This window comes from Lacinutrix sp. C3R15, assembly GCF_018860825.1.
Classification (GTDB): domain Bacteria; phylum Bacteroidota; class Bacteroidia; order Flavobacteriales; family Flavobacteriaceae; genus Oceanihabitans.
This window is the reverse complement of record NZ_JAHKPZ010000038.1, coordinates 38,225-63,476: the sequence shown is the minus strand read 5'-3', so window position 1 is coordinate 63,476 and position 25,252 is coordinate 38,225. Positions and strand designations below refer to the sequence as shown.

The 25,252-nt window shown below is 32.3% G+C and carries 28 protein-coding genes; 12 read left to right on the top strand and 16 right to left on the bottom strand.

Going from position 1 to position 25,252, the window contains the following annotated elements:
- Positions 1-9 precede the first annotated feature (9 nt).
- From KO494_RS15095 to KO494_RS15080, 4 genes are all read right to left on the bottom strand, one after another.
- Positions 10-333, bottom strand: coding sequence for a DUF59 domain-containing protein (locus KO494_RS15095; protein WP_215968451.1), 324 nt, complete (start codon positions 331-333; stop codon positions 10-12).
- 109 nt (positions 334-442) lie between these two features.
- Positions 443-865: a SufE family protein gene (locus tag KO494_RS15090; RefSeq protein ID WP_215968450.1), complete on the bottom strand. Its 423-nt coding sequence runs from the start codon at positions 863-865 to the stop codon at positions 443-445.
- 52 nt (positions 866-917) lie between these two features.
- Positions 918-1,718, bottom strand: a complete 801-nt coding sequence (locus KO494_RS15085; protein WP_215968449.1) for an META domain-containing protein — start codon at positions 1,716-1,718, stop codon at positions 918-920.
- A 52-nt stretch (positions 1,719-1,770) separates the two neighbouring features.
- A complete protein-coding gene (locus KO494_RS15080; RefSeq protein ID WP_215968448.1) occupies positions 1,771-2,985 on the bottom strand; it encodes an aminotransferase class V-fold PLP-dependent enzyme in 1,215 nt (404 codons plus the stop codon).
- Between the two features lie 108 nt (positions 2,986-3,093).
- On the opposite strand from KO494_RS15080, the gene KO494_RS15075 reads away from it, so the two are divergent.
- The 4 genes from KO494_RS15075 (at position 3,094) to KO494_RS16065 (ending at position 5,738) form a co-directional block, all read left to right on the top strand.
- On the top strand, positions 3,094-3,429 hold the full coding sequence (locus KO494_RS15075) for a PadR family transcriptional regulator (RefSeq protein ID WP_215968447.1): 336 nt from the start codon (positions 3,094-3,096) through the stop codon (positions 3,427-3,429).
- On the top strand, positions 3,429-3,857 hold the full coding sequence (locus KO494_RS15070; RefSeq protein ID WP_215968446.1) for a hypothetical protein: 429 nt from the start codon (positions 3,429-3,431) through the stop codon (positions 3,855-3,857). Before KO494_RS15075 ends, KO494_RS15070 begins: the two co-directional genes overlap by 1 nt.
- 27 nt (positions 3,858-3,884) lie before the next feature.
- A complete protein-coding gene (locus KO494_RS15065; protein ID WP_215968445.1) occupies positions 3,885-5,540 on the top strand; it encodes a serine hydrolase in 1,656 nt (551 codons plus the stop codon).
- Positions 5,541-5,612: 72 nt separating this feature from the next.
- Complete coding sequence (locus KO494_RS16065) at positions 5,613-5,738, top strand: hypothetical protein (protein WP_256447840.1); 126 nt, start codon at positions 5,613-5,615, stop codon at positions 5,736-5,738.
- 193 nt (positions 5,739-5,931) lie between these two features.
- On the opposite strand, the gene sufD is transcribed toward KO494_RS16065, so the two are convergent.
- The 5 genes from sufD to KO494_RS15040 form a co-directional block, all read right to left on the bottom strand.
- Entirely contained in the window at positions 5,932-7,245 is a 1,314-nt protein-coding gene (gene sufD / locus KO494_RS15060; RefSeq protein WP_215968444.1) for a Fe-S cluster assembly protein SufD, read from the bottom strand.
- A 148-nt stretch (positions 7,246-7,393) separates the two neighbouring features.
- Entirely contained in the window at positions 7,394-8,146 is a 753-nt protein-coding gene (sufC, locus tag KO494_RS15055; protein ID WP_215968443.1) for a Fe-S cluster assembly ATPase SufC, read from the bottom strand.
- 2 nt (positions 8,147-8,148) lie between these two features.
- The gene (locus KO494_RS15050; protein ID WP_215968442.1) at positions 8,149-8,568 is read right to left on the bottom strand and encodes a hypothetical protein; all 420 of its coding nucleotides are present in this window, start codon (positions 8,566-8,568) and stop codon (positions 8,149-8,151) included.
- A gap of 82 nt (positions 8,569-8,650) precedes the next feature.
- Positions 8,651-10,099, bottom strand: a complete 1,449-nt coding sequence (gene sufB / locus KO494_RS15045; protein WP_215968441.1) for a Fe-S cluster assembly protein SufB — start codon at positions 10,097-10,099, stop codon at positions 8,651-8,653.
- A gap of 53 nt (positions 10,100-10,152) precedes the next feature.
- Positions 10,153-10,482: an iron-sulfur cluster assembly accessory protein gene (locus tag KO494_RS15040; RefSeq protein WP_215968440.1), complete on the bottom strand. Its 330-nt coding sequence runs from the start codon at positions 10,480-10,482 to the stop codon at positions 10,153-10,155.
- 260 nt (positions 10,483-10,742) lie between these two features.
- Here KO494_RS15040 and thiL point away from each other — a divergent pair, with 260 nt between their 5' ends.
- Positions 10,743-11,795: a thiamine-phosphate kinase gene (gene thiL, locus KO494_RS15035; RefSeq protein ID WP_215968439.1), complete on the top strand. Its 1,053-nt coding sequence runs from the start codon at positions 10,743-10,745 to the stop codon at positions 11,793-11,795.
- Here the strand turns inward: thiL and KO494_RS15030 are convergent.
- The 3 genes from KO494_RS15030 to KO494_RS15020 all read right to left on the bottom strand — a co-directional run bounded on the left by KO494_RS15030 (position 11,779) and on the right by KO494_RS15020 (position 13,173).
- A complete protein-coding gene (locus tag KO494_RS15030) occupies positions 11,779-12,003 on the bottom strand; it encodes a hypothetical protein (protein ID WP_215968438.1) in 225 nt (74 codons plus the stop codon). The two genes, thiL and KO494_RS15030, sit on opposite strands and share 17 nt — an antisense overlap.
- Positions 12,004-12,068: 65 nt before the next feature.
- Positions 12,069-12,335, bottom strand: coding sequence for a DUF1660 family phage protein (locus KO494_RS15025; RefSeq protein ID WP_215968437.1), 267 nt, complete (start codon positions 12,333-12,335; stop codon positions 12,069-12,071).
- Between the two features lie 64 nt (positions 12,336-12,399).
- The gene (locus tag KO494_RS15020; protein ID WP_215968436.1) at positions 12,400-13,173 is read right to left on the bottom strand and encodes an alpha/beta fold hydrolase; all 774 of its coding nucleotides are present in this window, start codon (positions 13,171-13,173) and stop codon (positions 12,400-12,402) included.
- A 96-nt stretch (positions 13,174-13,269) separates the two neighbouring features.
- Here KO494_RS15020 and brnQ point away from each other — a divergent pair, with 96 nt between their 5' ends.
- The 5 genes from brnQ (at position 13,270) to KO494_RS14995 (ending at position 17,228) form a co-directional block, all read left to right on the top strand.
- Positions 13,270-14,571, top strand: a complete 1,302-nt coding sequence (brnQ, locus tag KO494_RS15015; protein WP_215968435.1) for a branched-chain amino acid transport system II carrier protein — start codon at positions 13,270-13,272, stop codon at positions 14,569-14,571.
- 10 nt (positions 14,572-14,581) lie between these two features.
- Positions 14,582-15,421: an AraC family transcriptional regulator gene (locus tag KO494_RS15010; protein ID WP_215968434.1), complete on the top strand. Its 840-nt coding sequence runs from the start codon at positions 14,582-14,584 to the stop codon at positions 15,419-15,421.
- Positions 15,422-15,798: 377 nt separating this feature from the next.
- Positions 15,799-16,359 (top strand): carboxymuconolactone decarboxylase family protein, encoded by a 561-nt coding sequence (locus tag KO494_RS15005; RefSeq protein WP_215968433.1) that lies wholly within the window; start codon positions 15,799-15,801, stop codon positions 16,357-16,359.
- A 35-nt stretch (positions 16,360-16,394) separates the two neighbouring features.
- Positions 16,395-16,769: a cupredoxin domain-containing protein gene (locus KO494_RS15000; protein ID WP_215968432.1), complete on the top strand. Its 375-nt coding sequence runs from the start codon at positions 16,395-16,397 to the stop codon at positions 16,767-16,769.
- A 105-nt stretch (positions 16,770-16,874) separates the two neighbouring features.
- A complete protein-coding gene (locus tag KO494_RS14995) occupies positions 16,875-17,228 on the top strand; it encodes a hypothetical protein (protein ID WP_215968431.1) in 354 nt (117 codons plus the stop codon).
- Here KO494_RS14995 and KO494_RS14990 read toward each other — a convergent pair.
- Positions 17,225-17,881 carry a hypothetical protein gene (locus tag KO494_RS14990; RefSeq protein ID WP_215968430.1) on the bottom strand — a complete coding sequence of 219 codons (657 nt, stop codon included), beginning with the start codon at positions 17,879-17,881 and terminating at the stop codon, positions 17,225-17,227. The two genes, KO494_RS14995 and KO494_RS14990, sit on opposite strands and share 4 nt — an antisense overlap.
- 218 nt (positions 17,882-18,099) lie before the next feature.
- Between KO494_RS14990 and KO494_RS14985 the strand changes: the two genes are divergently transcribed.
- Complete coding sequence (locus KO494_RS14985; protein ID WP_215968429.1) at positions 18,100-19,428, top strand: aspartate kinase; 1,329 nt, start codon at positions 18,100-18,102, stop codon at positions 19,426-19,428.
- Positions 19,429-19,489: 61 nt separating this feature from the next.
- Here the strand turns inward: KO494_RS14985 and KO494_RS14980 are convergent, their stop codons facing one another.
- The 3 genes from KO494_RS14980 to KO494_RS14970 form a co-directional block, all read right to left on the bottom strand.
- Positions 19,490-19,990 (bottom strand): hypothetical protein, encoded by a 501-nt coding sequence (locus KO494_RS14980; protein ID WP_215968428.1) that lies wholly within the window; start codon positions 19,988-19,990, stop codon positions 19,490-19,492.
- Positions 19,991-20,157: 167 nt separating this feature from the next.
- The gene (locus KO494_RS14975) at positions 20,158-20,700 is read right to left on the bottom strand and encodes a DUF4468 domain-containing protein (protein ID WP_215968427.1); all 543 of its coding nucleotides are present in this window, start codon (positions 20,698-20,700) and stop codon (positions 20,158-20,160) included.
- Between the two features lie 236 nt (positions 20,701-20,936).
- A complete protein-coding gene (locus KO494_RS14970) occupies positions 20,937-22,229 on the bottom strand; it encodes an aminopeptidase P family protein (RefSeq protein WP_215968426.1) in 1,293 nt (430 codons plus the stop codon).
- Positions 22,230-22,409: 180 nt separating this feature from the next.
- Between KO494_RS14970 and KO494_RS14965 the strand changes: the two genes are divergently transcribed.
- Positions 22,410-25,250, top strand: coding sequence for a sialidase family protein (locus KO494_RS14965; protein ID WP_215968425.1), 2,841 nt, complete (start codon positions 22,410-22,412; stop codon positions 25,248-25,250).
- Positions 25,251-25,252 lie beyond the last annotated feature (2 nt).

Below are 25,252 nucleotides of genomic sequence, written 5' to 3'. Positions count from 1 at the left end.
TAATTTTAATTAAAGCATACCAAGTTCTAACTTAGCTTCTTCGCTCATTAAATCTTGAGACCAAGGCGGATCAAAAGTGATTTCTACTTCTGCATCTTTTACCTCGTTTAAAGATTTTACTTTTTCTTCTACTTCTAACGGAAGTGTTTCTGCAACAGGACAGTTTGGTGTGGTTAAAGTCATTAAGATTTTTACATCATAATCTTCGTTTACAAAAACGTCGTAAATTAGTCCTAGTTCATATATGTCTACAGGAATTTCTGGATCGAAAATAGTTTTTAAAACCTTTACAATCTTTTCTCCTAATACAGATGTATCTATAGTTTCGCTCATTGGAAAATGTATTATGTTCCCATAAAAACGGGAATTTTTATTATTTTATTTCCGTGTAAACGGAAATGTTTTTATTATAAATAGTTTCTTGCCTTTGCAGCAATAACAACTAATTTAATTGTGTTTGATACGCAATAGCGTATAATTTTAATTGCTTAATCATGCTTACTAAACCGTTTGCTCTTGTAGGAGACAAATGTTCTTTAAGTCCTATTTGGTCAATAAAATCGGTATTTGCTTCTAATATATCTTTTGGGTGTTGGTTAGAAAAAACGCGAATTAATATAGCAATAATTCCTTTTGTAATAATAGCATCACTATCTGCAGTAAAAGCTATTTTATCCTCTTTTAATTCTGCATGTACCCATACTTTACTTTGGCAACCTTTAATAATATTATCTTCGGTTTTGTATTGTTCTTCAATAAGTGGTAAAGATTTTCCTAAATCTATCATGTATTGATAGCGTTCTTCCCAGTCTTCAAACATAGAGAACTCTTCAATTATTTCGTTTTGTACCTCTTGAATATTCATGGTTTTTTATTTTAAGCAAAAATACAATTTAGTATTATTTTCATCATTATAATTATTGTTTTTCCGTCATACTTAAAATAGTACTTACTAGATCTTCAATTTTTGTATGAGGTTGACCATGATCAAAAGTTTGTGTTTTGTATGTTTGGCCATTTTTAACAATGGTTAAAATAGCTCCAGCTGCTCCATCATATTGGTGTGCTTTTGATGGTGCTTCTAGACTAGGTAATTCTTTTACATTTACCTCATTTACTTTAGCGTAGATAGTGTTTTTTTCTTGTGTATTAAAGGTTCTGGTTTCTGGTTTTGTACCTCTATTTTTTTGAAAAGTAATACTATCATTTTTAACTACAATATTTATAAATGTTCCTCTTGTAACAGCAGTATACTCTATACTGTAATCTTCTTCTTTTGCTATTTTAGTGCTTACATTTTTGGTTGCTTGTACTAAAATTTCATTTTCGTTATTTAATGTTAATTCATTATTGGCTATAGTAAATGTAGTTGCTTTTTCTAGGGCGTTTATTACGTTTTGTTCTGCAGTCATTGTTTCTTTACAATACATTCTTGTAGCAATAATATTGGTAAACTCAATATGGTTTCCTTCTACAGTATAATTTCCCGAAAATCTATTGCATCCAGCATATCCTGAAACGCGATTTGTAGTTTCATCAAAACTTAAATGCGTGTCTGCTGGTAATTCATCCATAGCTACTAGAGAAGAAATTAAGTATTTGCCAGTAAGTATTTGGGTTTGTTTAGCGTCTGTGTTTTCTTGCATATTTGTTGTTGCTTTAGAGTTTCCACACGAGTTAAGTGTAAAAATGCTAAATAGTATCGTAATGAATTTCATAATTTTCATTTGTTAAAATTTAAAAGATAATATACAAAAAAGAGGCCAAACTTTAAGAAAGCATCATTTTAGCTTTTTTTACACCAGCAACTAAGGCGTCAATTTCTTCTTTGGTATTATAAAATGCAAACGATGCACGAACGGTTCCTGGAATTTTAAAGTACTCCATAATAGGTTGTGCGCAATGGTGTCCTGTTCTAACAGCAATTCCTAGTTTGTCTAAAATAGTACCAACATCATAAGGATGTATACCATCTAGATTAAAAGAAATAACCGAAGTTTTATTTTTAGCGGTTCCGTAAATTTTTAAACCTTCAATTTCTAAAAGTGATTTGGTGGCGTATTCTAAAAGTTCGTGTTCATAGTTTGCAATAGCGTCAAAACCTATAGCATTCATATAATCTATTGCTGCACCAAAAGCAATACCACCACAAATATTTGGCGTTCCTGCTTCCATTTTATGTGGTAATCCTGCGTAAGTGGTTTTATCAAAAGAAACTTCAGCAATCATTTCTCCACCACCTTGGTAAGGAGGTAGTTTATTTAACCATGCTTCTTTTCCGTAAAGCATACCAACTCCTGTTGGTCCACACATTTTATGTGCCGATGCTACATAAAAATCTACGTCTAGTGCTTGTACGTCTGGTTTTATATGCGGACAAGCTTGTGCGCCATCAATTAAAACAGCTGCACCAACCTGATGTGCTTTTTCAATAATTTCTTCAATAGGGTTTATGGTACCTAATGCGTTAGAGATATGATTTACAAAAACAAGTTGGGTATTGTTATTTAGTAATTTATCATATTCAGCCATAACAAGTGCACCATCTTGGTTCATTGGTATAACCTTTAAAACAGCACCTATTTTTTCGCATAACATTTGCCAAGGCACAATATTACTATGATGTTCTAGGGCAGAAACAATAATTTCGTCTCCTTTTTGTAGTATGGAAGCAAAACCATGAGCAACTAAATTGATGCTTTCTGTAGTACCTGAGGTGTAAATTATTTCGTGTGCATGCTTTGCATTAAAATGGTTTTGAATGGTATGTCTTGCTGCTTCGTATTTATCTGTAGCTTCTTGACTTAATGCGTGCACACCACGATGAATGTTCGCGTTGTAGTTACTGTAATAATCTACAATAACATCAATTACTTGTTGTGGTGTTTGTGATGTTGCTGCATTGTCAAAATACACCAACGGTTTACCATTTACTTGTCTTTTAAGTATTGGGAAATCGGCTCTTATTTTCTTCAAATCTAACATGCTACAAATTTACGTTTTGTTTCATAAAACTAGTGTAAAGAAAATATAAAAGATAAAATTTATTGTAATTTTATTACAATGCATTTAAATAAAATGTATATTTGAAATATGTATAGCAAAGAATTAACAAAAGGAACACTACAACCTATCATTTTAAAACTGATTAGCGAAAGTGATAAAATGTATGGTTATGAGATTACACAAGAAGTGAAGAAGTTGACTTCTGGTAAGATTGATATATCAGAAGGCGCATTATATCCTATTCTGCATAAGCTGGAAGCTAAAGGCGTTTTAGAAACGGAGAAGGTTTATATAGGTAAACGCGTTCGGAAATATTATTCGGTTACTTCGGAAGGAAAAAAAGTGGCCGAAGCAATGACACAAGAAATAAATAACTTTATGGAGACTTTGAATTTAATTTTTAACCCTAAACCTATTATATAATGCAAATACAACAAAAACACATTGCCTTTATAGAAAAGAGTTTAAAGCTTTATGGTGTGCAATCAGAAAGCTTAAGAGAAGATTTGGTAGATCATATTTGTACGTATATAGAAAGTAAAGATGGAGCAGATTTTGATGTTTTATATCAAGAAGCTTTGCAAAAATTTGGAGGCTATGCGAGTTTTAAAAATTTGCAATTAGAAAGCAATTTGCAGAAAATAGAACAACAAATGACAGTTTTAAGTAAGCTTCAGTTTATTGGAGGTCTTCTTTTAATAATACTTCTGGTATTAGGTTTTATATTTAAAATCATGCATTGGCCCTATGCCAATTTATTTATGCTTTTGAGTTGTGCTGTTTTAGTAATGTTTCTTGCTCCAGTTAGTTTATATGGTCGATATAAAAAATCTATTCACAAATTTTCTTAGGCTAAAAACAATTCCAAATAATAAACAATGCGAAATTTAAAACAGTATCCTACTATTTTTTGTATATTGATTTGTGCTTTTTTAAGTGCTCAAAATAAATATACTTCAGAGATTGATCAACTTCTTGAAAAATATCAAAGTGCAGATGCTCCAGGCTTAAGTGTTAAAGTTATATCTGGAAAAGAAAGTATATACAGTAAAGGTTTTGGTTTGGCTAATCTGGATTATGGCATTAAAAATTCGGATGCTACTATTTTTAGTTTAGCCTCTATTGGAAAGCAATTTACAGCTTCCGCTATTTGGGTATTGGTTCAGGAAGGTAAGATTAGTTTAGAAGATGATATAAGAAAGTATTTGCCTGAGTTTCCAGAATATCAGCAACCTATAAAAATTAAGCATTTATTGAATCATACAAGTGGTATTAGAAATTATCATGCATTAATGTCTTTGTCTGGATTTGATTATGACAATACCTATTATGATAATAATACGGTGTTTGAATTAGCGTGTAAGCAAAAGGGGTTATGTAATCTTCCAGGTGAAAAAGTAGCGTACTCTAATACTAATTATACTTTATTAGCAGTACTTATTGAACGAATATCTGGACAAAATTTAAATGAATTTTTAAAGGATCATATTTTAAATCCACTAAAAATGGATGCTACTTTTGTGCGCGTAGAAAATGGTAAAACAATTAAGAATAAAGCGGTTGGTTACCAAAAACAGCATAATGAATTTGTGTATTCTTCTAGTAATCAATTAAGTTATGGTGCAGGTAGCATGGGGTCTTCTATTCAAGATATGGCTATTTGGATGCAGATGCTAAATGAACAAATTTTGGAGTTTAAACCTTTGTCTCAATTTTTGAAAACCACCGAGGTTTTAAATGACGGTGAAAAAGCAAAATATGCACGCGGTATTATGATAGATAATTACAAAGGTAATATAGTTGCAAGTCATGGAGGGTATAGTTTTGGTGGACGTACGCAATTAATTACTATTGCAGAAAAGCAATTAGGTATTGTAGTGCTCACTAATTTGCAATCTATTAATGCGCCAAGCATTGCATATCAAATTTTAGATATTCTTCTATCTGATGAAAATAATAATGTAGAAGTTAATAAAGAAGAAGAAGTTTTTAAGCAAGTAGCCTTAGATAAATACACTAGTGATTATAAGGAAATTAATAGTGATATGACTATTAGAATATTTGTAGAGAATGATACCCTAAAATCGGAAGGATCGATAGGTCGAAGTGCAACCTCATTAATACCATTTGCGGAAAATAAATTTCATAGAAAAAATAGTACTCAAGTGAAATATGATTTTACACCTGCAACCAGTCATGATATGGTTATTCTATTTGGTGGTACTCCTTTTTATTTTAAACGTGCTACATTAATAGATTCTGAAATGGTTAACAACAATGATTTTGTAGGTTCTTATTTTTCGGAAGAAATGGACGTTACCTATCGCTTTTTTGTTGCGGATAATGCCTTTAAATTATCTTATAAAAACAATGAAAATATACCTTTGCATCCGATTCAGTTAGATGCATTTGGAAATAACAATAGAACACTGTATCATTTTACTAGAGATGAAGAAGGTCATGTTGTAGGGATGGTCTTGTATAGTGAAGGTACTATAAAAGATGTTTTCTTTAAAAAAGAAGGAGAGAACTAAGCAACGGCAATTAGTTGCTGCTACGTTTTTTTTAATTCCATAAATTTCATTCATTTTTTGAAACTAAATACTATGAAAAAATCATTTTATGTTGTTGGCTTTTTTACTTTTTTTGTTTTAGGTATTGGCGCTATGTTTGAATTTTTAACCTGGCCTTACAGAGGTGTTATTGTTTTTATTGGCTTCTTACTTTTTTAAATTTTGGAATGATACCGATGTATTTTTATCAGAAGTATCAGCAGGTGAAAAGTTGAGTCTTATCTATGACTTGAAACAAAAAACGGCAAACATATGAATGTTTGCCGTTTTTTGTTTTTAGCCCAGATTGCGGCATTGTTGGAGCTCCTCAAAGAGAGCGACTGCCAAAAGCTGGAAATAGCTTCAAAAAAAATTATAAATCGAAACCTATATTTACACCTAATTTGGTTGCAATAAGTCTGTTAATACGTTTTTTAAGTTCCGGAATTTTTACTGTTTCTAGTACGTTGTTAGCAAAGGCATACATTAATAAAGCTTTAGCTTCCTTTTGTGGAATACCTCTAGAGCGCAAGTAAAACATAGCACTTTCATCTAGCTGACCAATGGTACAACCGTGTGAGCATTTTACATCATCTGCAAAAATTTCTAATTGTGGTTTAGAGTTTATGGTTGCTTTGTCACTTAATAAAATGTTATTATTAGACTGAAAAGCATTGGTTTTTTGCGCTTCTTTATTTACAATTACTTTTCCATTAAAAACACCTGTTGCACTATCGTTAAAGATACCTTTGTAATCTTGGTGACTTTCACAATTTGGTTCTATATGGTGTACTAATGTGTTGTGATCTACATGTTGCTTGTCGCCAATAATAGTTATACCATTTAATGTAGAATCCATGTGTTCTCCATTTTGGTAAAAATTAAGGTTGTTACGTGTTAGCTTACCACCAAAACTAAACGTATGTACAGAAACATGACTTTCGCGTTTTTGATTTACATAGGTATTATCTATTAACGATGCATTTACATTATCGTTTTGAATTTTATAGTAATCTATAATTGCGCGTTTGTTTCCAAAAATTTCGGTAACACTGTTGGTTAAAACAGGATGGTCTGATAAACTTTGGTGACGTTCAATAATTTGTACATGAGAGTTTTCATCAACAACAATCAAGTTACGTGGTTGTTGCATTAGTGCAATTTCACTTCCTGTAGATAAATGTAAAATTTGAATAGGTTTATTTACCAATTTATTTTTAGGAATATGAATATAAGCACCTTCTTGTGCAAATGCTGTATTTAAAGACGTTAAGCTTTCTTTGGTAGCTACTTTATTAAAATAGTTTTCAATAACAAGACGATATTTTGGTTTGTTTAAAGCAGCAGACATTAAACAAACATCTATTCCGTCATGTGTAGTTTGCGATAAATGTGAAGCATATTTACCATCTATAAATACAATTTTATAGGTGTCTATATCATGAATAAAGTACTTTTTAACATCACTATACTCTATAGCGTTTTCCTGTTTAGGAAAAACACTGTAGTCATGTTTTAAAATACTGTTTAACGATGTGTATTTCCAAGCTTCTTCTTTTTTTGAAGGAAACCCTTTTGTTTCAAAAGTTTTAATAGCTTCGGTTCTTATATCATGTATTTTACAATCTATGTCTACATGATTTTCGAAAGCTAAAAATGAGGAAACTAATTTTTCTTTTAAATCCATTATTATAAGTCTTCAGTAATCAGTATTTCAGTTTTCAGTTCACTCAAAAGCAAACGGTACGCTGTTATTTGACTACTTTTTTAAGTATTAGAGTAATCGCATTTGAGTAAGCAACTGCTTTACTGCAAACTGACCACTGCTTACTAATTTATGCGTTTACTTCTTCTTTAATCCAGTCGTAACCTTTTTCTTCTAACTCATGCGCAAGTTCTTTACCACCAGATTTTACAATTTTACCATTGTATAATACGTGTACAAAGTCTGGAACAATATAGTCTAACAAACGTTGGTAGTGTGTAATTACTAAAACAGCGTTGTCTTTGCTTTTTAATTTGTTTACACCATTTGCCACTATACGTAAAGCATCAATATCTAATCCAGAATCTGTTTCATCTAGAATAGCTAATTTTGGTTCCAGCATTGCCATTTGAAAAATTTCATTACGTTTCTTTTCTCCTCCAGAAAAACCTTCGTTTAAAGAACGTGATAAAAACTTTCTGTCTATTTCCAGCATTTCCGATTTTTCACGAATAAGTTTCAGCATTTCATTAGCTGGCATATCTTCTAAGCCTTTTGCTTTTCGGTTAGCGTTAATAGCTGTTTTCATAAAATTGGTTACAGAAACACCAGGGATTTCTACTGGATACTGAAAGGAAAGAAATATTCCTTTATGAGCTCTTTCTTCTGCAGCAAGTTCTTCAATATCTTCTCCTTCTAAAAGAATAGTACCATCGGTAACTTCGTATTCTTCTTTTCCTGCAACTACAGAAGCTAAAGTACTTTTACCAGAACCGTTAGGTCCCATAATAGCATGTACTTCTCCTGCTTTTATTTCTAAATTAATTCCTTTTAAAATAGACTTGTCTTCTACACTTGCGTGCAAGTTGTTTATTTTTAACATAATTATTTTGTACCTAATTTTACAACGTTTTCTGCTTGTGTATTTAAAGCAGATATATTTAGTATTTCTTTAATTTCTACGCGATTTTCCCAACCTTCTTCGTTTGCTGGCTTTGGTGTAATCTTCCCTCTTACTTCTACCATTACAAAGTCTGTAGGCTCTTTTTTAAAGGCTGCAGCCTGTTTGTTTAATTCGTTCACCTTATTGTTTAAAACGACACCGTAAATCTGGCTGTTGGTTTGTAAAACTGCAGCATCTGCGTAATATACAAACTCCCCTTGTAATAGGGTTAAACCATCACTTTGTTTAGCTGTTCTGCCATCTTTTGTTTCAACAGTATCTTCTGAGTTTTCCTTTTTTGCATCGTTTTTACAGCTTGTAAATGTTATTGCTAAAACGAATAAGAATACTAATTTTTTCATTTGCATTTAAAAAATTAATTGGATTAAACATAATATAATTCGAATTCAAATAATGAAATTCCTGTTTTCACAAGAATGCCATTTATCCTACAGAACCTTCTAGAGAAATTTCTAATAGTTTTTGCGCTTCAACAGCAAACTCCATTGGTAACTTGTTTAGTACATCTTTACTAAAACCGTTTACAATTAATGCAATGGCTTTTTCTGTGTCTATACCACGTTGGTTACAGTAAAATATTTGGTCTTCACCAATTTTACTGGTTGTTGCTTCGTGCTCTATTTGTGCTGTTTTGTTTTTTGCTTCTATATAAGGGAAGGTGTGTGCTCCACATTCATTTCCCATTAATAAACTATCACATTGGCTAAAGTTACGTGCGTTTTCTGCTCTAGAGCTTACTTGTACTAAACCTCTGTAAGAATTTTGTGATTTTCCGGCAGAAATACCTTTAGATATAATAGTAGATTTTGTGTTTTTACCTAAATGAATCATTTTGGTTCCTGTATCTGCTTGCTGGTAATTGTTTGTTACTGCAATAGAGTAAAATTCACCCACAGAATTGTCTCCTTTTAATACACATGAAGGGTATTTCCAGGTTACGGCAGATCCAGTTTCTACTTGTGTCCAAGAGATTTTTGCATTCTTCTCGCATAAACCACGTTTGGTTACAAAGTTGTAAACACCACCTTTTCCTTCTGCATTTCCTGGAAACCAGTTTTGTACAGTAGAATATTTAATTTCTGCATCATCAAGAGCAATTAGCTCTACCACAGCAGCGTGTAATTGGTTTTCATCACGACTAGGTGCAGTACAACCTTCTAGGTAAGATACGTAACTACCTTCATCTGCAATTACCAGTGTTCTTTCAAACTGTCCTGTTCCTGCTTGGTTTATTCTAAAGTATGTAGATAATTCCATTGGGCATTTTACACCTTTAGGAATGTAGCAAAAAGAGCCATCACTAAATACTGCAGAGTTTAATGCTGCATAAAAGTTGTCTTTTTGCGGCACCACAGTACCTAAGTATTTTTTTACTAGTTCTGGATGTTCTTTTATAGCTTCAGAAATAGACATAAATATAATGCCTTTTTCTGCTAATGTTTTTTTGAAAGTGGTAGCAACAGAAACAGAATCTACCACAATATCCATGGCAATGTTGTTCATTTTTTTCTGTTCGTCTACAGAAATACCTAGCTTTTTATACATAGCAAGTAAATCTGGGTCTACATCATCTAAAGTTTTGTTAGGATCTACAGAAGTTGGTGCAGAATAATAAGCAATAGCTTGAAAATCTGGTTTTTTGTAATGTACATTTGCCCAGTCTGGTTCTTGCATTTCTTGCCAAACCTTAAAAGCTTCTAGTCTCCATTGCGTCATCCATTCTGGCTCTTCTTTCTTTTTAGAAATAGCGCGAACAATGTCTTCATTTAATCCAATAGGAAAAGTGTCAGATTTAATATCTGTGTAAAAACCATATTCATATTCTTTGGTTTTAAGTTCTTCTCTTAGATCGTCTTCTGTATATTTACTCATATCTCAATTTTAATTTTAAAGTCTTTCCTTTTTAAAGAAAGATTTACATTGGTTTATAGTGAAAAAGATTCACCACAACCACAAGTTCTATTGGCATTTGGGTTGTTAAACACAAAACCTGTTCCGTTTAATCCTCCAGAATACTCTAGTGTTGTTCCTATTAAGTATAAAAAACTTTTTTTATCAACAATAATTTTTACATCGTTGTCTTCAAAAACTTTATCGTCTTCTTGTTGTTCTTTATCAAACTTTAAATCATAAGATAAACCAGAGCAACCTCCACTTTTTACACCAACACGAACGTAGTCTGTTGCTGCATTATAGCCATCATCTGTCATAAGTTCTATGACTTTCTTTTTAGCTGTATCTGAAACTTTTATCATATTATTAAATAGATTTTGTCTAAATAGAGTGCAAATATACAATATAAGTCATGGATTACCATATATGCTTACATTATATTAGTGATGTTTTTATAAGAAAAATCTATGACTAGTTTTGTGTGCCTTTACTTGTAAATAAAGTCTGTATTTTCAAGATTTAGAACATGTTCTACTGTTTTTAATGTGATTTGTAATTAGATCTGGATTATTTTCATTAAAAAATATCGAGGCATTAAAAATAAGCTTCTTATTTTTGCAGTATGATAGAAGATAAAAATCAACAACGTACTGCATTAAGTGATTTAGGAGAATTTGGTTTAATAGACCATTTAACCTCTCAATTTAAAGTGACGCAAAAATCAACAATACAAAGTATTGGTGACGATGCTGCTGTTTTAGAATTTAATAACAAGCAAATTGTAGTTACTACAGATTTACTGGTAGAAGGTGTGCATTTTGATTTAAGTTATATGCCTTTAAAACACTTGGGTTATAAAGCGGTTATTGTTAATTTATCAGATGTATTTGCAATGAATGCAAAGGCTACACAAATTACAGTGTCTATTGCTGTTTCTAACCGTTTTCCTTTAGAAGCTCTAGAAGAATTATATTCTGGAATTGCTACTGCTGCAAAAATTTACGACATTGATGTGGTTGGTGGAGACACTACTTCTTCTACCTCTGGATTATTACTATCTGTTACTGCTATTGGTGAAGTAGAAAAAGAAGATGTGGTTTGCAGAAGTGGCGCTAAACCTAATGACTTATTAGTGGTTACAGGTGATCTTGGTGGTGCATATATGGGATTACAAGTTTTAGAACGCGAAAAACAAGTGTTTTTGGTAAACCCAAACAGCCAACCAGATATGGAACCTTACAGCTATATTATAGAAAGACAATTAAAACCTGAAGCTAGAAAAGATATAGTAAAACTTTTTAAAGATTTAGAGGTTAAACCTACTGCTATGATAGATGTTAGTGATGGTTTATCTTCAGAAATCATGCATTTATGTAAGCATAGTAATGTGGGTTGCGATTTATATGAAGAAAAGTTACCTCTTGATCCTCAAGTTATTTCTACTTGCGAAGAATTTAATATAGATAGTACAACGGTTGCTTTAAATGGAGGAGAAGATTATGAGTTGTTATTTACGCTTTCGCAGGAAGATTATCCAAAAATAAAAGCAAATCCTAATTTTACGGTAATTGGGTATATGACAGAGCCAAATGTAGGCATGCATTTAGTAACAAGAGCAGAAACTAAAATACCTTTACAAGCACAAGGTTGGAACGCGCTTAATGATCAAGAATAATTGCTTTGCGCTTTTCTTTTTTATAATGCACGCTTTTTAAAATAGAATTTATTCTCTTGTATTTTGGTGTGAGTGGTATTAGGTTACCATTAGCACTTGTAGTCATTTGTTTTTTGCAATGTTTGCATTGGTATTCTTTCACATGTGCTGTGATGTCTTCAGAAACATTAAAATTATGACCAAAAACGCTACATTGAATTTTCTTCATAGAATTTATTAGCTAATTTGTTGGTTTTAAGCTAATAGATTTTCTTCTTATTGCAAAAAAACAGATTAGTTAATCGATGAAGCGTAAGATTTTTCCTGTAAACGTAATTCTTTTTTAATATAAATGTGTTCTAAAACAGAGTTTATCTTTTTGTACTTTGCCGTTAACGGAATTAAATTGCCATTACTGTTTGTAGTCATTTGTTTTTTGCAATGTGTACATTGGTATTCTTTTACATGGTAGGTGACATTTTTAGAAACTTCAAATTTATGTCCAAAAATATTGCAAACTAAATGAGGGATAAAAGCAGGCTTTAACGTAGGTTTTTTCATCTTTTTAGCGTTTGGTAAGCATAAACCTAATAAAAAAAATCAAATAAACGATAAAAAGCTATATTTATTCGATGAAATGCATAATTACTTCTAGGCACATTCTAGAATTTTCTATATGGCTCATGTGTCCTTCGCTTAAAACCACTGTTTTTATTTGAGTGTTTTTGGTTTCTTCTACTAGGTTTTCGGCATCTACAACAGGATCATTTTTTCCAGCAATCAGGAGTTTTTTACAAGGTAAAGAAGTAAAGAGTTGCTGTCTGTTGGGTCTTAAGCGCATGCCTTCTTGGCAAGCAATATACCCTTGAACAGGTGTTTTTAAAGCTTCTTTTAAAGCAGCATCAAATGCTGTTTTGTGTGTGATTTTGCTTTTTTCACTAAACAAATTAGCAAAAGACATACGTACCATATTGTTAAAATTGGTTTGTATCATTTTGTTTGCTCTTGCTCGAAGTTTTTTGCGTTCTGCATCATCAGCCTTATAGGTAGAATTCATTAAACATAAACCTTTTAAGTTTTCTGCATATTTCTCGGCATATGCCAAAGCAATGTATCCTCCCATAGAGTGCCCTAGCATATAGTACTTTCTAAGGCGTAAGTGTTTTAAAACGGCATGTACCATAACAGCCATTTCTTCCATGCTGTGTATATAGCCTAAGCAATCGGTTTTACCATGACCTAGTAAATCGATACAGATTACTCTATTTTTTTTTGTGAGTTCTGGTAAAAAAGCATGCCACATTTTGTGGTTTTCAAGAAAACCATGCAATAATATAATTGCAGTACCTTCTCCTTGATCTGTAAAAAAAACATTAATGCCTTTGTATTCTAAAATCATATTTAAGCTATATTGTGCAAAGATAATTAAGGGTTTTTAATAAATTACGACTCTATAATTTAAAATGAGAAACTTCCTCTTTTTTTGAAGCAACCTATGAGTAAAACTAAAGAATTATTAATTACGAGCTTTGCGTTGTTTTCGTTGTTTTTTGGAGCCGGAAATTTATTGCTACCACCACTTTTGGGTTATCATGCTGGAGAGAATTGGTTTTGGGTAACTCTTGGTTTTATTATTACAGCAGTGGTAATTCCTATAATAGGTATTTATGCACATGCCAAATTACAGGGTACTTTATATGATTTTGGTAAAAAAGTATCGCCTGCTTTTAGTTATGTTTATTGTATATTAATATACTTTATTGCTGTTGCAATCCCTTCGCCAAGAACAGCAGCAGCGACTCATGAAATTGCTATACAGCCAAATTTTGGCACTTCTCCTTTATTAACTAGTAGTATTTACTTTGTTTTCGTGCTTGTTTTTGTTTTAAACAGGTCTAAAATATTACATGTAATTGGTAAATATTTAACTCCTTTTATAGTAAGTATTCTTTTGCTGGTTATTGGTGTTGGTTTGTTTACTACAAATTTTACTCCTAATACAGCTACTAGTAAAACTCCTATTGTAAACGGTATTTTAGAAGGCTATCAAACCTTTGATGCCATTGCAGCTGTAGTTGTTGGAGCTGTAATTATTATTTCTGTTAATTTACATGTAAAAGCTTCTTTTGAAGCTAAAAAAGAGCTTATAAAAAAATCTGGTCTTATTGCTGGTTTTGGGTTGTTTATAATATATGCGGGTTTAATAGCAGTTGGTGCTTATTTTGGTGCAGATATTAATTTAAATCAAAACTTAAGTGGTGATGTACAGCGTGCAACTTTATTAAGAGGTATTAGTATAAAAGCTTTGGGTGAATTTGGTAATACCGTTTTAAGTATATTAATATCTCTGGCTTGTTTTACAACAGCAGTAGGTATCGTTACAGGTACAGCAGATTATTTTAAAGGTTTACTAAAAAACTCGCAAACCGTTTATGTGGTTGCTGCTGTAATAGCTTCGGTTTTTGGAGTAGTTGTTGGGCAGTTAGATTTTAATTCTATTATTGTAATTGCCTTGCCAGTGTTACTGTTTATTTACCCAATAACTATTGTGTTAATTTTACTAAATGCAATTCCAGAAAAATTTGCTTCTAAAAGAGTGTTTCGCGTGGTAGTATTGGTAACTTTTGTTTTTAGCATTCCAGATGTGCTTCATTTTTTAAGTCCTTCAGATAAGATATCAGCAATACTAGATACTATTCCGTTTGCAAAACACAGTTTAGGTTGGGTGCTGCCAGCTTTTATTAGCTTTATTCTGTTAAATTTTAAAACTTTTACGACTAAAGCCACATCTCACTAATTAGTACAGTATGGCAGAGCAGGACATTACAAGATATTCGTATAAAGATATATTTTCATTAAGCGTTGTTCAGTTTGAAAAAGCCTGCGTTTTTAATAAACCAGAACAAGTAAGTGCCTATAATATTTATTGGATTAATAAAGGGAAAGGCACCTATAATATCGATTTTGAAAGCTATGATTTTCAAGATAACGTGCTGTTCTTTCTGTCTCCTGGTCAAGTGTTTTCTGTAGATTCCGAACAAATTCAAGAAGCCTATAAAATATCCTTTGTGCGTGATTTTTACTGTATTCAAACACATGATAAAGAAGTTGCTTGTAACGGAATTCTTTTTAATAATGTATACCAAACCCCTTTTGTAAAACCTTGCGAGCGTGATACACAAAAGCTGCAATTTATACTAGAAAGTCTAATTCAAGAGTTTAAAACAGACCAAGCTGCGCAATATGATATGTTGCAAACCTATTTAAAGCAATTTATCATTCATGCTGTACGTGTAAGAAAAATACAACATACTATTAAAGAAGACCAGGAAACCAAACTCTTTAAAGACTTTAGTGTTTTGGTAGAGCAAAATTATAAAAAACTACATACCGTTACCGCTTACGCAAACCGTTTAGGGCTCTCGCCAAAATCATTAACCAAGCATTTTAATAAAATAGGAAACCAAACACCTAGCGATTTTATTAAAAACAGAATTATTTTAGAAGCCAAACGCCAGCTCATTTACTCTAACCATTCGGTAAAAGAAATAGCCTATGATTTAGGGTTTAATGACGCTGCCTATTTTACAAGATTCTTTAAAAAAGGAACCTTAAAATCACCACTTCAGTTTAAAAAAGAACACTAATTTTTTTGGCGTGACCATAAAGGTCAGGCTGTACATTATATCTTTTTTTGCCATATATGGCAGCAAAAAAAGGATGCCATTTCCATCCTTCACGCAATAATTACAGGTTCAATACCCAATACAACCTAATGCAATAAGCTGCGTCCAAGCATTAGGAACTTTTGTCCATTTTTAAAAGCCTATTCCCATCGCATCTTTGCATTGTAATTAATTAGTAATATAAAAACATGGCCAATATGAAAGCTACAGAAAATACACAATGTCCTAATTGTTGGGGATTTCAGGAATACGATGAGAAACAAGTAGACAATAAAATTTGCGAATGCAACAACAAAAGATAACAACAAACAACAACATAATAATAAAAAACAGAAATTATGAGTACAAGAATTGAAACCTTAAACCCAGAAACTACCACAGGAAAATCTAAAGACTTATTTAACGCAGTACAAAGCAAATTAGGCTTTATACCAAACCTAATAAAAGTATTTGGTAACTCTCCAGCAAGCTTACAAACCTATTTAAGCTTAGGAGAATTAACTGCAAGCGGAAACTTTAATAACAAGTTTAGAGAGCAATTAGCATTAGCGATTGCCGAAGAAAACCAATGTAATTACTGTTTGTCTGCACATACAGCAATAGGTAAAATGAATGGTTTAACAGAAGAGCAAACCGAATTAAGCAGACAAGCAATTGCTGCAGACACTAAAACACAAGCAGGTTTGCAATTTGCACAAGCAGTTACTAAAAACAGAGGAAAGGTTTCTACCGAAGCTATTCAGGCAGTAAAAGCAGCAGGTTTTAATGATGGTGATATTTTAGAAATTGTTTTAAACGTAGTTTCTAATACGCTTACCAACTATGTAAATCATATTGCAGAAACCGAAGTAGATTTTCCAAGTGTTGAAGCAGGAAAATTTACAGTAACAAATAACTAATAGTTCAATAATTAAAAACATATAAAAACAAAATCATGAAAAATTTATGGATCGCATTTTTTGTAGTTGCATTTTCATTCACAGCTACAGCACAAGAAAAAACAACCGTTACAACTGTTGCTTTAGAGCAAACAAAAGGAGCATTTACACAAAAAGAACTAAGGTTAAAAGAAGGTATTTATGTGTTTCAAGTATCTAATAATAATGCAGCACCAGAGGTTGGTTTAGTATTGGTTAAAGCGGGAGATGATGCATCAAACCCTAAAAACCATATTACAGATGCTTATGTTACCGAAGTGGTGAAATTAGGCAAAACAGAGTCTACCAAAGAAGTAACACTTGCTAAAGGAACTTACACCTATTTTTGCCCATTAAATAAAACACCTCAATATACCTTAACAGTGGAATAAATAGATAATATTTTAGGTGAAAAAAAGGCAAACTTTGTTAAAGTTTGCCTTTTTTTTATGTCCTTTTTTTAACTTTGCAATCTTAATTTTAAAGCTTAAAAGTTTATGAAAAAAATAGTTGTAATGGTATTGTTTATTTGTGTTAGTTTATTGTCTTATGGACAAAGTCAGCCAAAGGTTGGTGATAAATTAATGGTTAAAGCACCTTCGGCTCAATTTTATAATCATATTTCATTTCCACAATTAAATATTTTAGTAAAGCGTGGTAAAACTTCCAGTTATAAACCTGTAATTGGTAGCCAAGTTGTGGTTGCTGATGTTGTTAGTGATGACAATAATGAAAATTATGTTGTTTTAAAAAAGGAAGATGGTACTAAATTTTTTGGTTTGTATGCTACTGTAAAGGCTAATTATAAAAAGGCTTTACAAGCAGGTGAACTGGTTTTAGTTACCAACTAGTTCTTTAAGTTTTTAATAACAGAAAAAGCCTTGTCTACTACGTGGTCTTCTACCAATACGGTAAATTCGTTGGTGGTAGAAACCACTTCGTATATAGGAATGTTCTCCCAAGCCAATCGCTTAAAAATCTGGTAGTATAAACCCGATATTTTTGAGTTGTCTTTTGGTAAACGTACACTAATGGCAGATAGTCCTTCTTGAATTCCTGTTTGGTTTTCTGCTACAAAATACTTGGTAATGGCCTTTTTTTCTGAACTAGATATAATGATGTTGCTTTCATAAATACCTCTGGTAAAAGCATAAAAAACATCTTTGTTGCTTTCTACTTGTTCTAAAATTTTAGAGTGACTTTGTATTAAGGTTTCTGAGTTTTGAAACGTAAAATCACTCAAGTTAGAACGCACCGTAATATCTCCTAATTTTTGTAAGGTGCTTTTTAGTTTTAAAGAGTGACGTAAGGTGTTTGGTGTATTGTATCTACGCAAAGCCATCATGATAGCACCAGCTTTTACAGGCTTTCTTAGCATATCGCTAATAGGTGTTTTTAATTCTTCGGCTAAAGCAGAATAGTTAATAATGCTTCTAGATAATGCTTCTTCTAAAAAAGGTTGTGTAATTAATATGTCTTCTACACAAGAGGCTATGGTTTTCATAAATAAGTTTTCTTTTTGCTTTTCCTTTTATCATTCTGTATGATAAGCAGACCTTGTTGTATGGTGTATTCCTTTTTAAGGTTGCTATTTTACCAATACTAAAAACAATACTAATTGTTAATTATTTAACAAGTTGTGCAAAAGTAGTACAATTTTTTCATTTTTATGGTTATCAGTTACTTCCTAATTAGTTTTGTGCTTATAAAACAGTAAATATTATGTTGGTATTAAAATTTGGAGGTACATCTGTTGGTTCAATTGAAAACATGATGCATGTAAAAGACATCATTAACAACGGACAGAAAAAAGTGGTGGTTTTATCTGCTATGTCAGGAACTACAAACGCGCTTGTAAAGATTTCAGAATACATTAAAGCAGGAGATGTTGACGAAGCACGTATTGTTATTGATGCGCTTAGAAACAACTATAACAAAACCATAAAAACTTTAATTACAAACCCAGAAATTTACAAATCGGTTTTTAATTATGTAAATCTTGTATTTACTACCTTAGAAACCTTAGTGAATAAAAAGCACGATGTTTTATTGTACAATGAAATTGTGGCGCAAGGCGAGTTGCTATCTACTTTTATTTTTAGTAGTTACTTACAACAAGAAAATATGAATGCAGCCTTACTGCCTGCTTTAGATTTTATGCGAATTGATAAAACCAACGAGCCAGATAACTATTATATACAGCAGAATTTAAACCGAGTTATTGCTGAAACTCCAGAAGCAGAAATATATATTACTCAAGGGTTTATTTGTAGAGATGCCGAAGGAGCAATTAGTAATTTACAACGTGGCGGAAGCGATTACACAGCAACTATTATTGGTGCTGTAGTACAAGCCGAAGAAGTACAAATATGGACAGACATTGATGGTTTTCATAATAACGATCCGCGTTTTGTAGAAAATACCACAGCCATTTCTAATTTGTCTTTTGATGAGTCTGCAGAGTTGGCTTATTTTGGAGCAAAAATATTGCATCCGCAAACGGTTATGCCAGTTCGTGCTTTAGATATTCCTGTACGCTTAAAAAATACCATGTCTCCAGCTTCTTATGGTACTTTAATTACCAACCAAGTACATGGTGAAGGTATAAAAGCTATTGCTGCTAAAGATGGTATTACAGCCATAAAAATTAAATCGGCAAGAATGCTTTTAGCACATGGTTTTTTAAAGAAAGTATTCGAGATTTTTGAGCGTTATGAAACGTCTATAGATATGATTACCACTTCTGAAATTGCAGTGTCACTAACCATAGACAATACCACGCATTTAAAAGCTATTGTTGAGGAGTTAGAGCGTTTTGCTTTGGTAGAAGTAGATGATTATATGAGTATTGTTTGCCTGGTTGGTAATGCTATTATTTTTCATGCAGATACACCTAACTTATTCCAGATTTTACAAGATGTAAACGTACGTATGATCTCGTATGGTGGTTCTAACAACAATATTTCTTTGCTTATTAATACCAGCGATAAGCTAGAAACCTTAAAGAAATTACAACGTTACGTTTTTGAGAATTGTGCGGTTGAGGTTTAGGGGGTGGTGAGTGTGTAAGTAAGAGCGTGTTTTAGTAAGTAGGTTAGTGGTGCTAGTTTTTTTAATTCAGAATAATAGGTGTCATTTCTGATTTCAATTTGTCATAATCTACTTGGGTTATTACTCCTAATTCTAATAATTCTTTTGCTTCTTTCAATTTAGCAATAGCTTCTTCTTTAGTTAGTTTTCTATTCGGGTTTTTTATTTCTCCAACTTCCAGCGCTGTGTCATAATCTATTAAAACAGGAATTAGTCCATAACCTTTAAAATGTGCATATAATTTATATCCGGTTTTTTTAGTTCCGTAAGTTTTTAATTTATCTACAACAACTTTTTTATCAGCTAAAGTATTAGAAACTCTTTGTCCTCCTTGCGAAATATAAGTGAATCCTAAATCAGAAGTGGGTATTCCAATAGTCAAAGTATCTCCGACTTTTAAAGAATCTCCAATTTTGGTTATATAAATTTTATATTCAGATTTTTTTGTCAATTTTCCATATTCTGCTGTTTGGGAATAGCTAATCGAAAAGCAAAAAAGTAGTAAAATAGTAAGTATTCTCATTTTTGGTCAAATTATGCACAACGTATTTTATTCTAACGTATTTAAGTACTAAAGTTAGAAAAAAAATCATAGATAGAAAGTCTGAAGGATTTTTGTAAGTAAGCTCTAACTAGCAATTAATTTTACATGTTTTTGGTAATAGTTTTTATTCCGTTTTATTAAATTCTTTACCAATCATTATCTTTTTTGGTAGATTTTCCAATAACATAATCATAAAATGATTGAGAAAGGCTATTCATTGTCATTTCTAAACTCGGTACAGCATCTTTATATGTTTTTCTAATTTCACCATTCTTTTTTTTATAAAAAGAGTTGTAACTATATTGTGCTTTTTGTCCTCCACCAACATAAAATTGTCCGATTATATATTCAAAACGATATTTTCCGTCTTTAAAAGAAATCTCTACAGTATATGCCATATCTATAGTTTGTAAAATCCCTAAAGATTTAAACCACCAGGCTTCACTTGCAAAACCGTCAATTCTAATTTTTTCATTCGCAATATTTGCTTTTAAGACCTTGTCTGGATTTTTATAAGTTTCTTGAACCCAATTTAGGGCTTTGTTATAGATTTCGCTAGCACTTAAGTTGTCAACTACAACAACAATAGGTTTAACACCATTTGGTGTTAATTTTAATTGTGGAATTTCTTGTCCGATTGATAGGTTTGAAATTAAAATTGTCAATGTTAATAGTAAAACTTTCTTCATTCTCATTATGTTTAAATTATCGCCAACGAATTATATCCCAATTTTTATAATCAAAAAAGCCTTACCTCAAATCTAGACTTTCTCACAAACAAATAAAATACGTAGTACTACGTATATTTTATAGGTACAGGCAAGGTATAAAAGCTTGTTTATTCAACTTTATGGTTTTCCGTAAGCAAGAAAAAAAGCATAAAAAAAGCCTCTATATAGAGGCTTTTTAAAATGTATGTTTGTTTTTACTGGTTCATTAGGTCTTCAATTTCTTCTGCTTCAATAGGTATATTGCGCATTAAATTAAAAGGTTCTCCTGTTTTTTGTATTACTACATCATCTTCTAATCGAATACCAAATCCTTCATCTGGAATATAAATTCCAGGTTCTACGGTAAACACCATATTTTCTTGCATTGGTTCATATAATAAACCGTAATCATGCGTATCTAATCCCATGTGGTGGCTGGTTCCGTGCATAAAGTATTTTTTATATGCTGGCCAATCTGGGTTTTCGTTTTGTACGTCTGCTTTGTCAATTAAGCCAAGGCCTAACAATTCGCTAGTCATTATTTTACCAACCTCTTTATGGTATTCTGCCCAAAATGCTCCAGGAACTAATAGTTTTGTAGCTTCGTTTTTTACTCTATTTACAGCATCATATACTTCGCGTTGACGCTTGGTAAATTTTCCGGAAACAGGAATAGTTCTAGTCATATCACTAGAGTAATTAGCGTATTCTGCACCAACATCTAGTAAAATTAAATCGCCAGCTTTACATTCTTGGTTGTTTTCTATATAATGCAATACGTTTGCGTTATTACCAGAAGCAACAATTGGCGTGTATGCAAATCCTTTAGAGCGGTTGTTTAAAAACTCATGCATAAACTCTGCTTCAATATTATACTCCATAACACCAGGTTTTACAAAGTTTAATATTCTTCTAAACCCTTTTTCGGTAATCGTACAAGCTTGCTGAATTAAATCTAATTCTATTGGGTCTTTTACAGCGCGTAATGCTTGTAAAATAGGGTTGCTTTTTGCAACACGATGCGCAGGATATTTTTCTTTTAACCATTTAGTAAAACGGTCTTCGCGAGTTTCGGTTTCTACATTTGCTCTGTAGTGTTCGTTGGTGTTTATGTAAACCGTTTCTGCTTGCGTCATTAATTCAAACAATATTCTTTCTAGGTCTTGTAACCAGTATACGGTTTTTATACCACTTGTTTTAAACGCGGCTTCTTTGGTAAGTTTTTCGCCTTCCCAAACAGCAATATGCTCGTTGGTTTCTTTTAAAAATAGAATTTCTTTATGTTTTGGGTTTGGGCAATCTGGAAAAAGTACTAAAATACTTTCTTCTTGATCCACACCGCTTAAAAAAAAGATGTCTCTATGTTGTGCAAAAGGTAAGGTGCTATCTGCGCTAACAGGGTAAATATCATTAGAGTTAAAAACAGCAAGGCTTTTAGAGGTCATTTGCGAAGCAAAATTTTTGCGGTTTTTTATAAAAAGTTGATTGTCTATTGGGTTGTATTTCATGAGAAAATCGTTTTTAATTCCTTTAAGAAATGGAATTTTATTTTGAATTCAGTTTAGAATATCAAAAGTAAGAAGTTTAAAATACAATAGTTATAAAAGCATCTTAAAATATAGGCTCTTTTTGTAATTGCTTTGTGTATTTTACAATTATAAGTATCTTGAAACTTTAAAACCTTCATTATGAAAACAAGAATCTTTTTTGTGTTTTTTATTTGTTTTATTCTTCAGGTAAAAGCACAGCAGCCAGCCACTAGCGCAGCAGTGATACAAAAAGAATTAATGCAAAAGGCAAAACTACAGCAAGGTTCTTTAGTAAAAAATGTACCTTTTAAAAATATTGGGCCAGCTGTAATGAGTGGTCGTGTGGTAGATATAGATGTAAATCCAGAAAACCCAATAGTGTTTTATGTGGCTTATGCTTCAGGTGGCTTGTGGTATACAACCAATAATGGTGCTACGTTTGTGCCTGTGTTAGATACAGCACCTACTCAAAATATTGGAGACATTGCTGTAGACTGGAAAAATAATATCCTTTGGGTTGGTACAGGTGAAAATAATTCCTCGCGTTCTTCGTATTCAGGGATTGGTGTTTTAAAATCTACAGATAACGGAAAAACTTGGGAGAATGTTGGTTTGCAAGATGCGCATCATATTGGTCGTATTTTAATAAATCCTAATAATCCAGAGGAAGTAACGGTTGGTGTTGTTGGACATTTATACTCGGCAAACACAATGCGTGGTGTTTATAAAACCATTGATGGAGGTAAAACCTGGAAGCAAACGTTGTTTGTTGATGAAACAAGCGGAATTATAGACCTGCAGCATGCACCAGATAATTACAATATTATGTTTGCTGCTTCATGGGCTAAAGATAGAAAAGCGTGGCATTTTAAAGGAAGCGGAAGCAATTCTGCCATTTATAAAAGTACAGATGCTGGTGCAACTTGGCAAAAAATTTCTACAAAAAAAAGTGGTTTCCCTACAGGAAAAGGCGTTGGTAGAATAGGATTGGCAGTTTACAATGATACTACTATTTATGCATTGCATGATAATCAATTTAGAAGAAAAAAAGAAAGTGAAAAAACAACGCGTAGTGGTTTAACTAAAGAAGATTTTAAAACCATGACTACCGAAACTTTCTTAACCTTAGAAGATAAAAAGTTAAACAACTTTTTAAAAAGGAATGGTTTTCAGGAAAAATATCGTGCCGAAAATGTAAAACAATTAGTGCGTAGCGGAAACGTTAAACCAATAGATGTAGCTGCGTATTTAGAAAATGCAAATACGTTGCTTTTTGATACGCCTGTAATTGGCGCTGAGGTGTATAAAAGTACAGATGGCGGAAAAACTTGGCAAAAAACACATGACGATTTTCTAGACGATTTATATTATAGTTATGGGTATTATTTTGGCGAAATTCGTGTAGATCCGCAAGATGAAAATGGTATTTATGTACTTGGTGTTCCTATTTTAAAATCTAAAGATGGCGGAAAAACATTTACTTCTATAAGTAAAGAAAATGTACATGCAGATCATCAAGCACTTTGGGTGAATTCTAAAAGACAAGGCCATTTAATTGATGGAAATGATGGCGGATTAAACATAAGTTATGATGATGGCGAAAGCTGGGAAAAACTAAATGTAAATCCTGTAGGGCAGTTTTATACCATTAATGTAGATAATGAAAAACCATATAATGTTTATGGAGGCTTGCAAGATAATGGTGTTTGGGTAGGTGCAAATAATGCCGAACAAGATAAGTATTGGCAACAAAGTGGGCAAAACCCTTGGGAGAGCTTAATGGGAGGTGATGGTATGCAAGTGCAAATAGATAGCAGGAATGCCAATGTGGTTTACACAGGATATCAGTTTGGAAATTATTTTAGAATTAATCGCGAAACTAAAGAACAAAAATACATACAGCCAAAACATGAGTTGGGTGAAAATCCGTATCGATTTAATTGGCAAACACCAATATTATTATCGCCACATCATCAGGATATTCTGTATTTAGGAGGAAATAAATTAATGCGCTCTATGAACCAAGGAGACGACTGGAAAGCTATTAGTAACGATTTAACCCAAGGCGGAAAAAAAGGAAATGTGGCTTATGGTACACTAACTTCTATTAGCGAATCGCCTTTTGAATTCGGTGTTATTTATACAGGAAGTGATGACGGTTTAGTACATGTAACTAAAAATGCAGGAGAAAGCTGGCAAAATATTTCTACTAGTTTTCCTAAAGACCTTTGGGTTACGCGTGTTATCGCTTCGCAGCACAAAAAAGAACGTGTATATGTAACTTTAAACGGCTATCGTTGGGATGATTTTAATGTTTACGTATATGTTTCTGAAGACTACGGAAATACCTGGAAAAGCATTTCTTCTAACATTGCAATGTCTCCAGTAAATGTAATAAAAGAAGATCCTGAAAATGAAAATGTACTTTACTTAGGAACCGATAATGGCGCCTATGTAACTTTTAATAAAGGAGAGAAATGGGAAGCGTTTAGTAAAAATTTACCAGCAGTTGCAGTACATGATTTGGTAATACAAGCCGAAGCTAAAGAGTTGCTTTTAGGAACACACGGAAGAAGTATTTATAAAACCAATATTGCGCCTTTACAAAAAATGAATGCTACGTTATTAAGTAAAAATACGACGATTTTTCCTTTTCAAGAGGTTCGTTACTCTTCGCGTTGGGGAAGTTCTTGGAGCAAATGGTTTGATGTTTATGAGCCTTCAGAAACCATAAGATTTTACACAACAACTTTAGGTGAAAAAGAAGTTAAAATCCTTTCGGAAAAAGGAGCTACTCTAAACAGCATTTTGGTAGCGTCTGATACAGGTTTTAACTATGTAGATTATGATTTATCGATAACCGAAAACGGAAAGAAAATACTTTTAAAAGAAAATACAAGCATTGATATTACAGAAGCTAAAAACGGCAAATATTATTTACCTATTGGCAAATATTTTATTCAAATAGAAGGAGAGAAAATAAGTTTTGAAGTCCAATAACA

Excerpts from the sequence above, each read along its gene's own strand:
- KO494_RS15095 (WP_215968451.1), bottom strand. The coding sequence starts at position 333 with ATGAGCGAAACTATAGATACATCTGTATTAGGAGAAAAGATTGTAAAG.
- KO494_RS15090 (WP_215968450.1), bottom strand. The coding sequence starts at position 865 with ATGAATATTCAAGAGGTACAAAACGAAATAATTGAAGAGTTCTCTATG.
- KO494_RS15085 (WP_215968449.1), bottom strand. The coding sequence starts at position 1,718 with ATGAAATTCATTACGATACTATTTAGCATTTTTACACTTAACTCGTGT.
- KO494_RS15080 (WP_215968448.1), bottom strand. The coding sequence starts at position 2,985 with ATGTTAGATTTGAAGAAAATAAGAGCCGATTTCCCAATACTTAAAAGA.
- KO494_RS15075 (WP_215968447.1), top strand. The coding sequence starts at position 3,094 with ATGTATAGCAAAGAATTAACAAAAGGAACACTACAACCTATCATTTTA.
- KO494_RS15070 (WP_215968446.1), top strand. The coding sequence starts at position 3,429 with ATGCAAATACAACAAAAACACATTGCCTTTATAGAAAAGAGTTTAAAG.
- KO494_RS15065 (WP_215968445.1), top strand. The coding sequence starts at position 3,885 with ATGCGAAATTTAAAACAGTATCCTACTATTTTTTGTATATTGATTTGT.
- KO494_RS16065 (WP_256447840.1), top strand. The coding sequence starts at position 5,613 with ATGAAAAAATCATTTTATGTTGTTGGCTTTTTTACTTTTTTTGTTTTA.
- sufD (WP_215968444.1), bottom strand. The coding sequence starts at position 7,245 with ATGGATTTAAAAGAAAAATTAGTTTCCTCATTTTTAGCTTTCGAAAAT.
- sufC (WP_215968443.1), bottom strand. The coding sequence starts at position 8,146 with ATGTTAAAAATAAACAACTTGCACGCAAGTGTAGAAGACAAGTCTATT.
- KO494_RS15050 (WP_215968442.1), bottom strand. The coding sequence starts at position 8,568 with ATGAAAAAATTAGTATTCTTATTCGTTTTAGCAATAACATTTACAAGC.
- sufB (WP_215968441.1), bottom strand. The coding sequence starts at position 10,099 with ATGAGTAAATATACAGAAGACGATCTAAGAGAAGAACTTAAAACCAAA.
- KO494_RS15040 (WP_215968440.1), bottom strand. The coding sequence starts at position 10,482 with ATGATAAAAGTTTCAGATACAGCTAAAAAGAAAGTCATAGAACTTATG.
- thiL (WP_215968439.1), top strand. The coding sequence starts at position 10,743 with ATGATAGAAGATAAAAATCAACAACGTACTGCATTAAGTGATTTAGGA.
- KO494_RS15030 (WP_215968438.1), bottom strand. The coding sequence starts at position 12,003 with ATGAAGAAAATTCAATGTAGCGTTTTTGGTCATAATTTTAATGTTTCT.
- KO494_RS15025 (WP_215968437.1), bottom strand. The coding sequence starts at position 12,335 with ATGAAAAAACCTACGTTAAAGCCTGCTTTTATCCCTCATTTAGTTTGC.
- KO494_RS15020 (WP_215968436.1), bottom strand. The coding sequence starts at position 13,173 with ATGATTTTAGAATACAAAGGCATTAATGTTTTTTTTACAGATCAAGGA.
- brnQ (WP_215968435.1), top strand. The coding sequence starts at position 13,270 with ATGAGTAAAACTAAAGAATTATTAATTACGAGCTTTGCGTTGTTTTCG.
- KO494_RS15010 (WP_215968434.1), top strand. The coding sequence starts at position 14,582 with ATGGCAGAGCAGGACATTACAAGATATTCGTATAAAGATATATTTTCA.
- KO494_RS15005 (WP_215968433.1), top strand. The coding sequence starts at position 15,799 with ATGAGTACAAGAATTGAAACCTTAAACCCAGAAACTACCACAGGAAAA.
- KO494_RS15000 (WP_215968432.1), top strand. The coding sequence starts at position 16,395 with ATGAAAAATTTATGGATCGCATTTTTTGTAGTTGCATTTTCATTCACA.
- KO494_RS14995 (WP_215968431.1), top strand. The coding sequence starts at position 16,875 with ATGAAAAAAATAGTTGTAATGGTATTGTTTATTTGTGTTAGTTTATTG.
- KO494_RS14990 (WP_215968430.1), bottom strand. The coding sequence starts at position 17,881 with ATGAAAACCATAGCCTCTTGTGTAGAAGACATATTAATTACACAACCT.
- KO494_RS14985 (WP_215968429.1), top strand. The coding sequence starts at position 18,100 with ATGTTGGTATTAAAATTTGGAGGTACATCTGTTGGTTCAATTGAAAAC.
- KO494_RS14980 (WP_215968428.1), bottom strand. The coding sequence starts at position 19,990 with ATGAGAATACTTACTATTTTACTACTTTTTTGCTTTTCGATTAGCTAT.
- KO494_RS14975 (WP_215968427.1), bottom strand. The coding sequence starts at position 20,700 with ATGAAGAAAGTTTTACTATTAACATTGACAATTTTAATTTCAAACCTA.
- KO494_RS14970 (WP_215968426.1), bottom strand. The coding sequence starts at position 22,229 with ATGAAATACAACCCAATAGACAATCAACTTTTTATAAAAAACCGCAAA.
- KO494_RS14965 (WP_215968425.1), top strand. The coding sequence starts at position 22,410 with ATGAAAACAAGAATCTTTTTTGTGTTTTTTATTTGTTTTATTCTTCAG.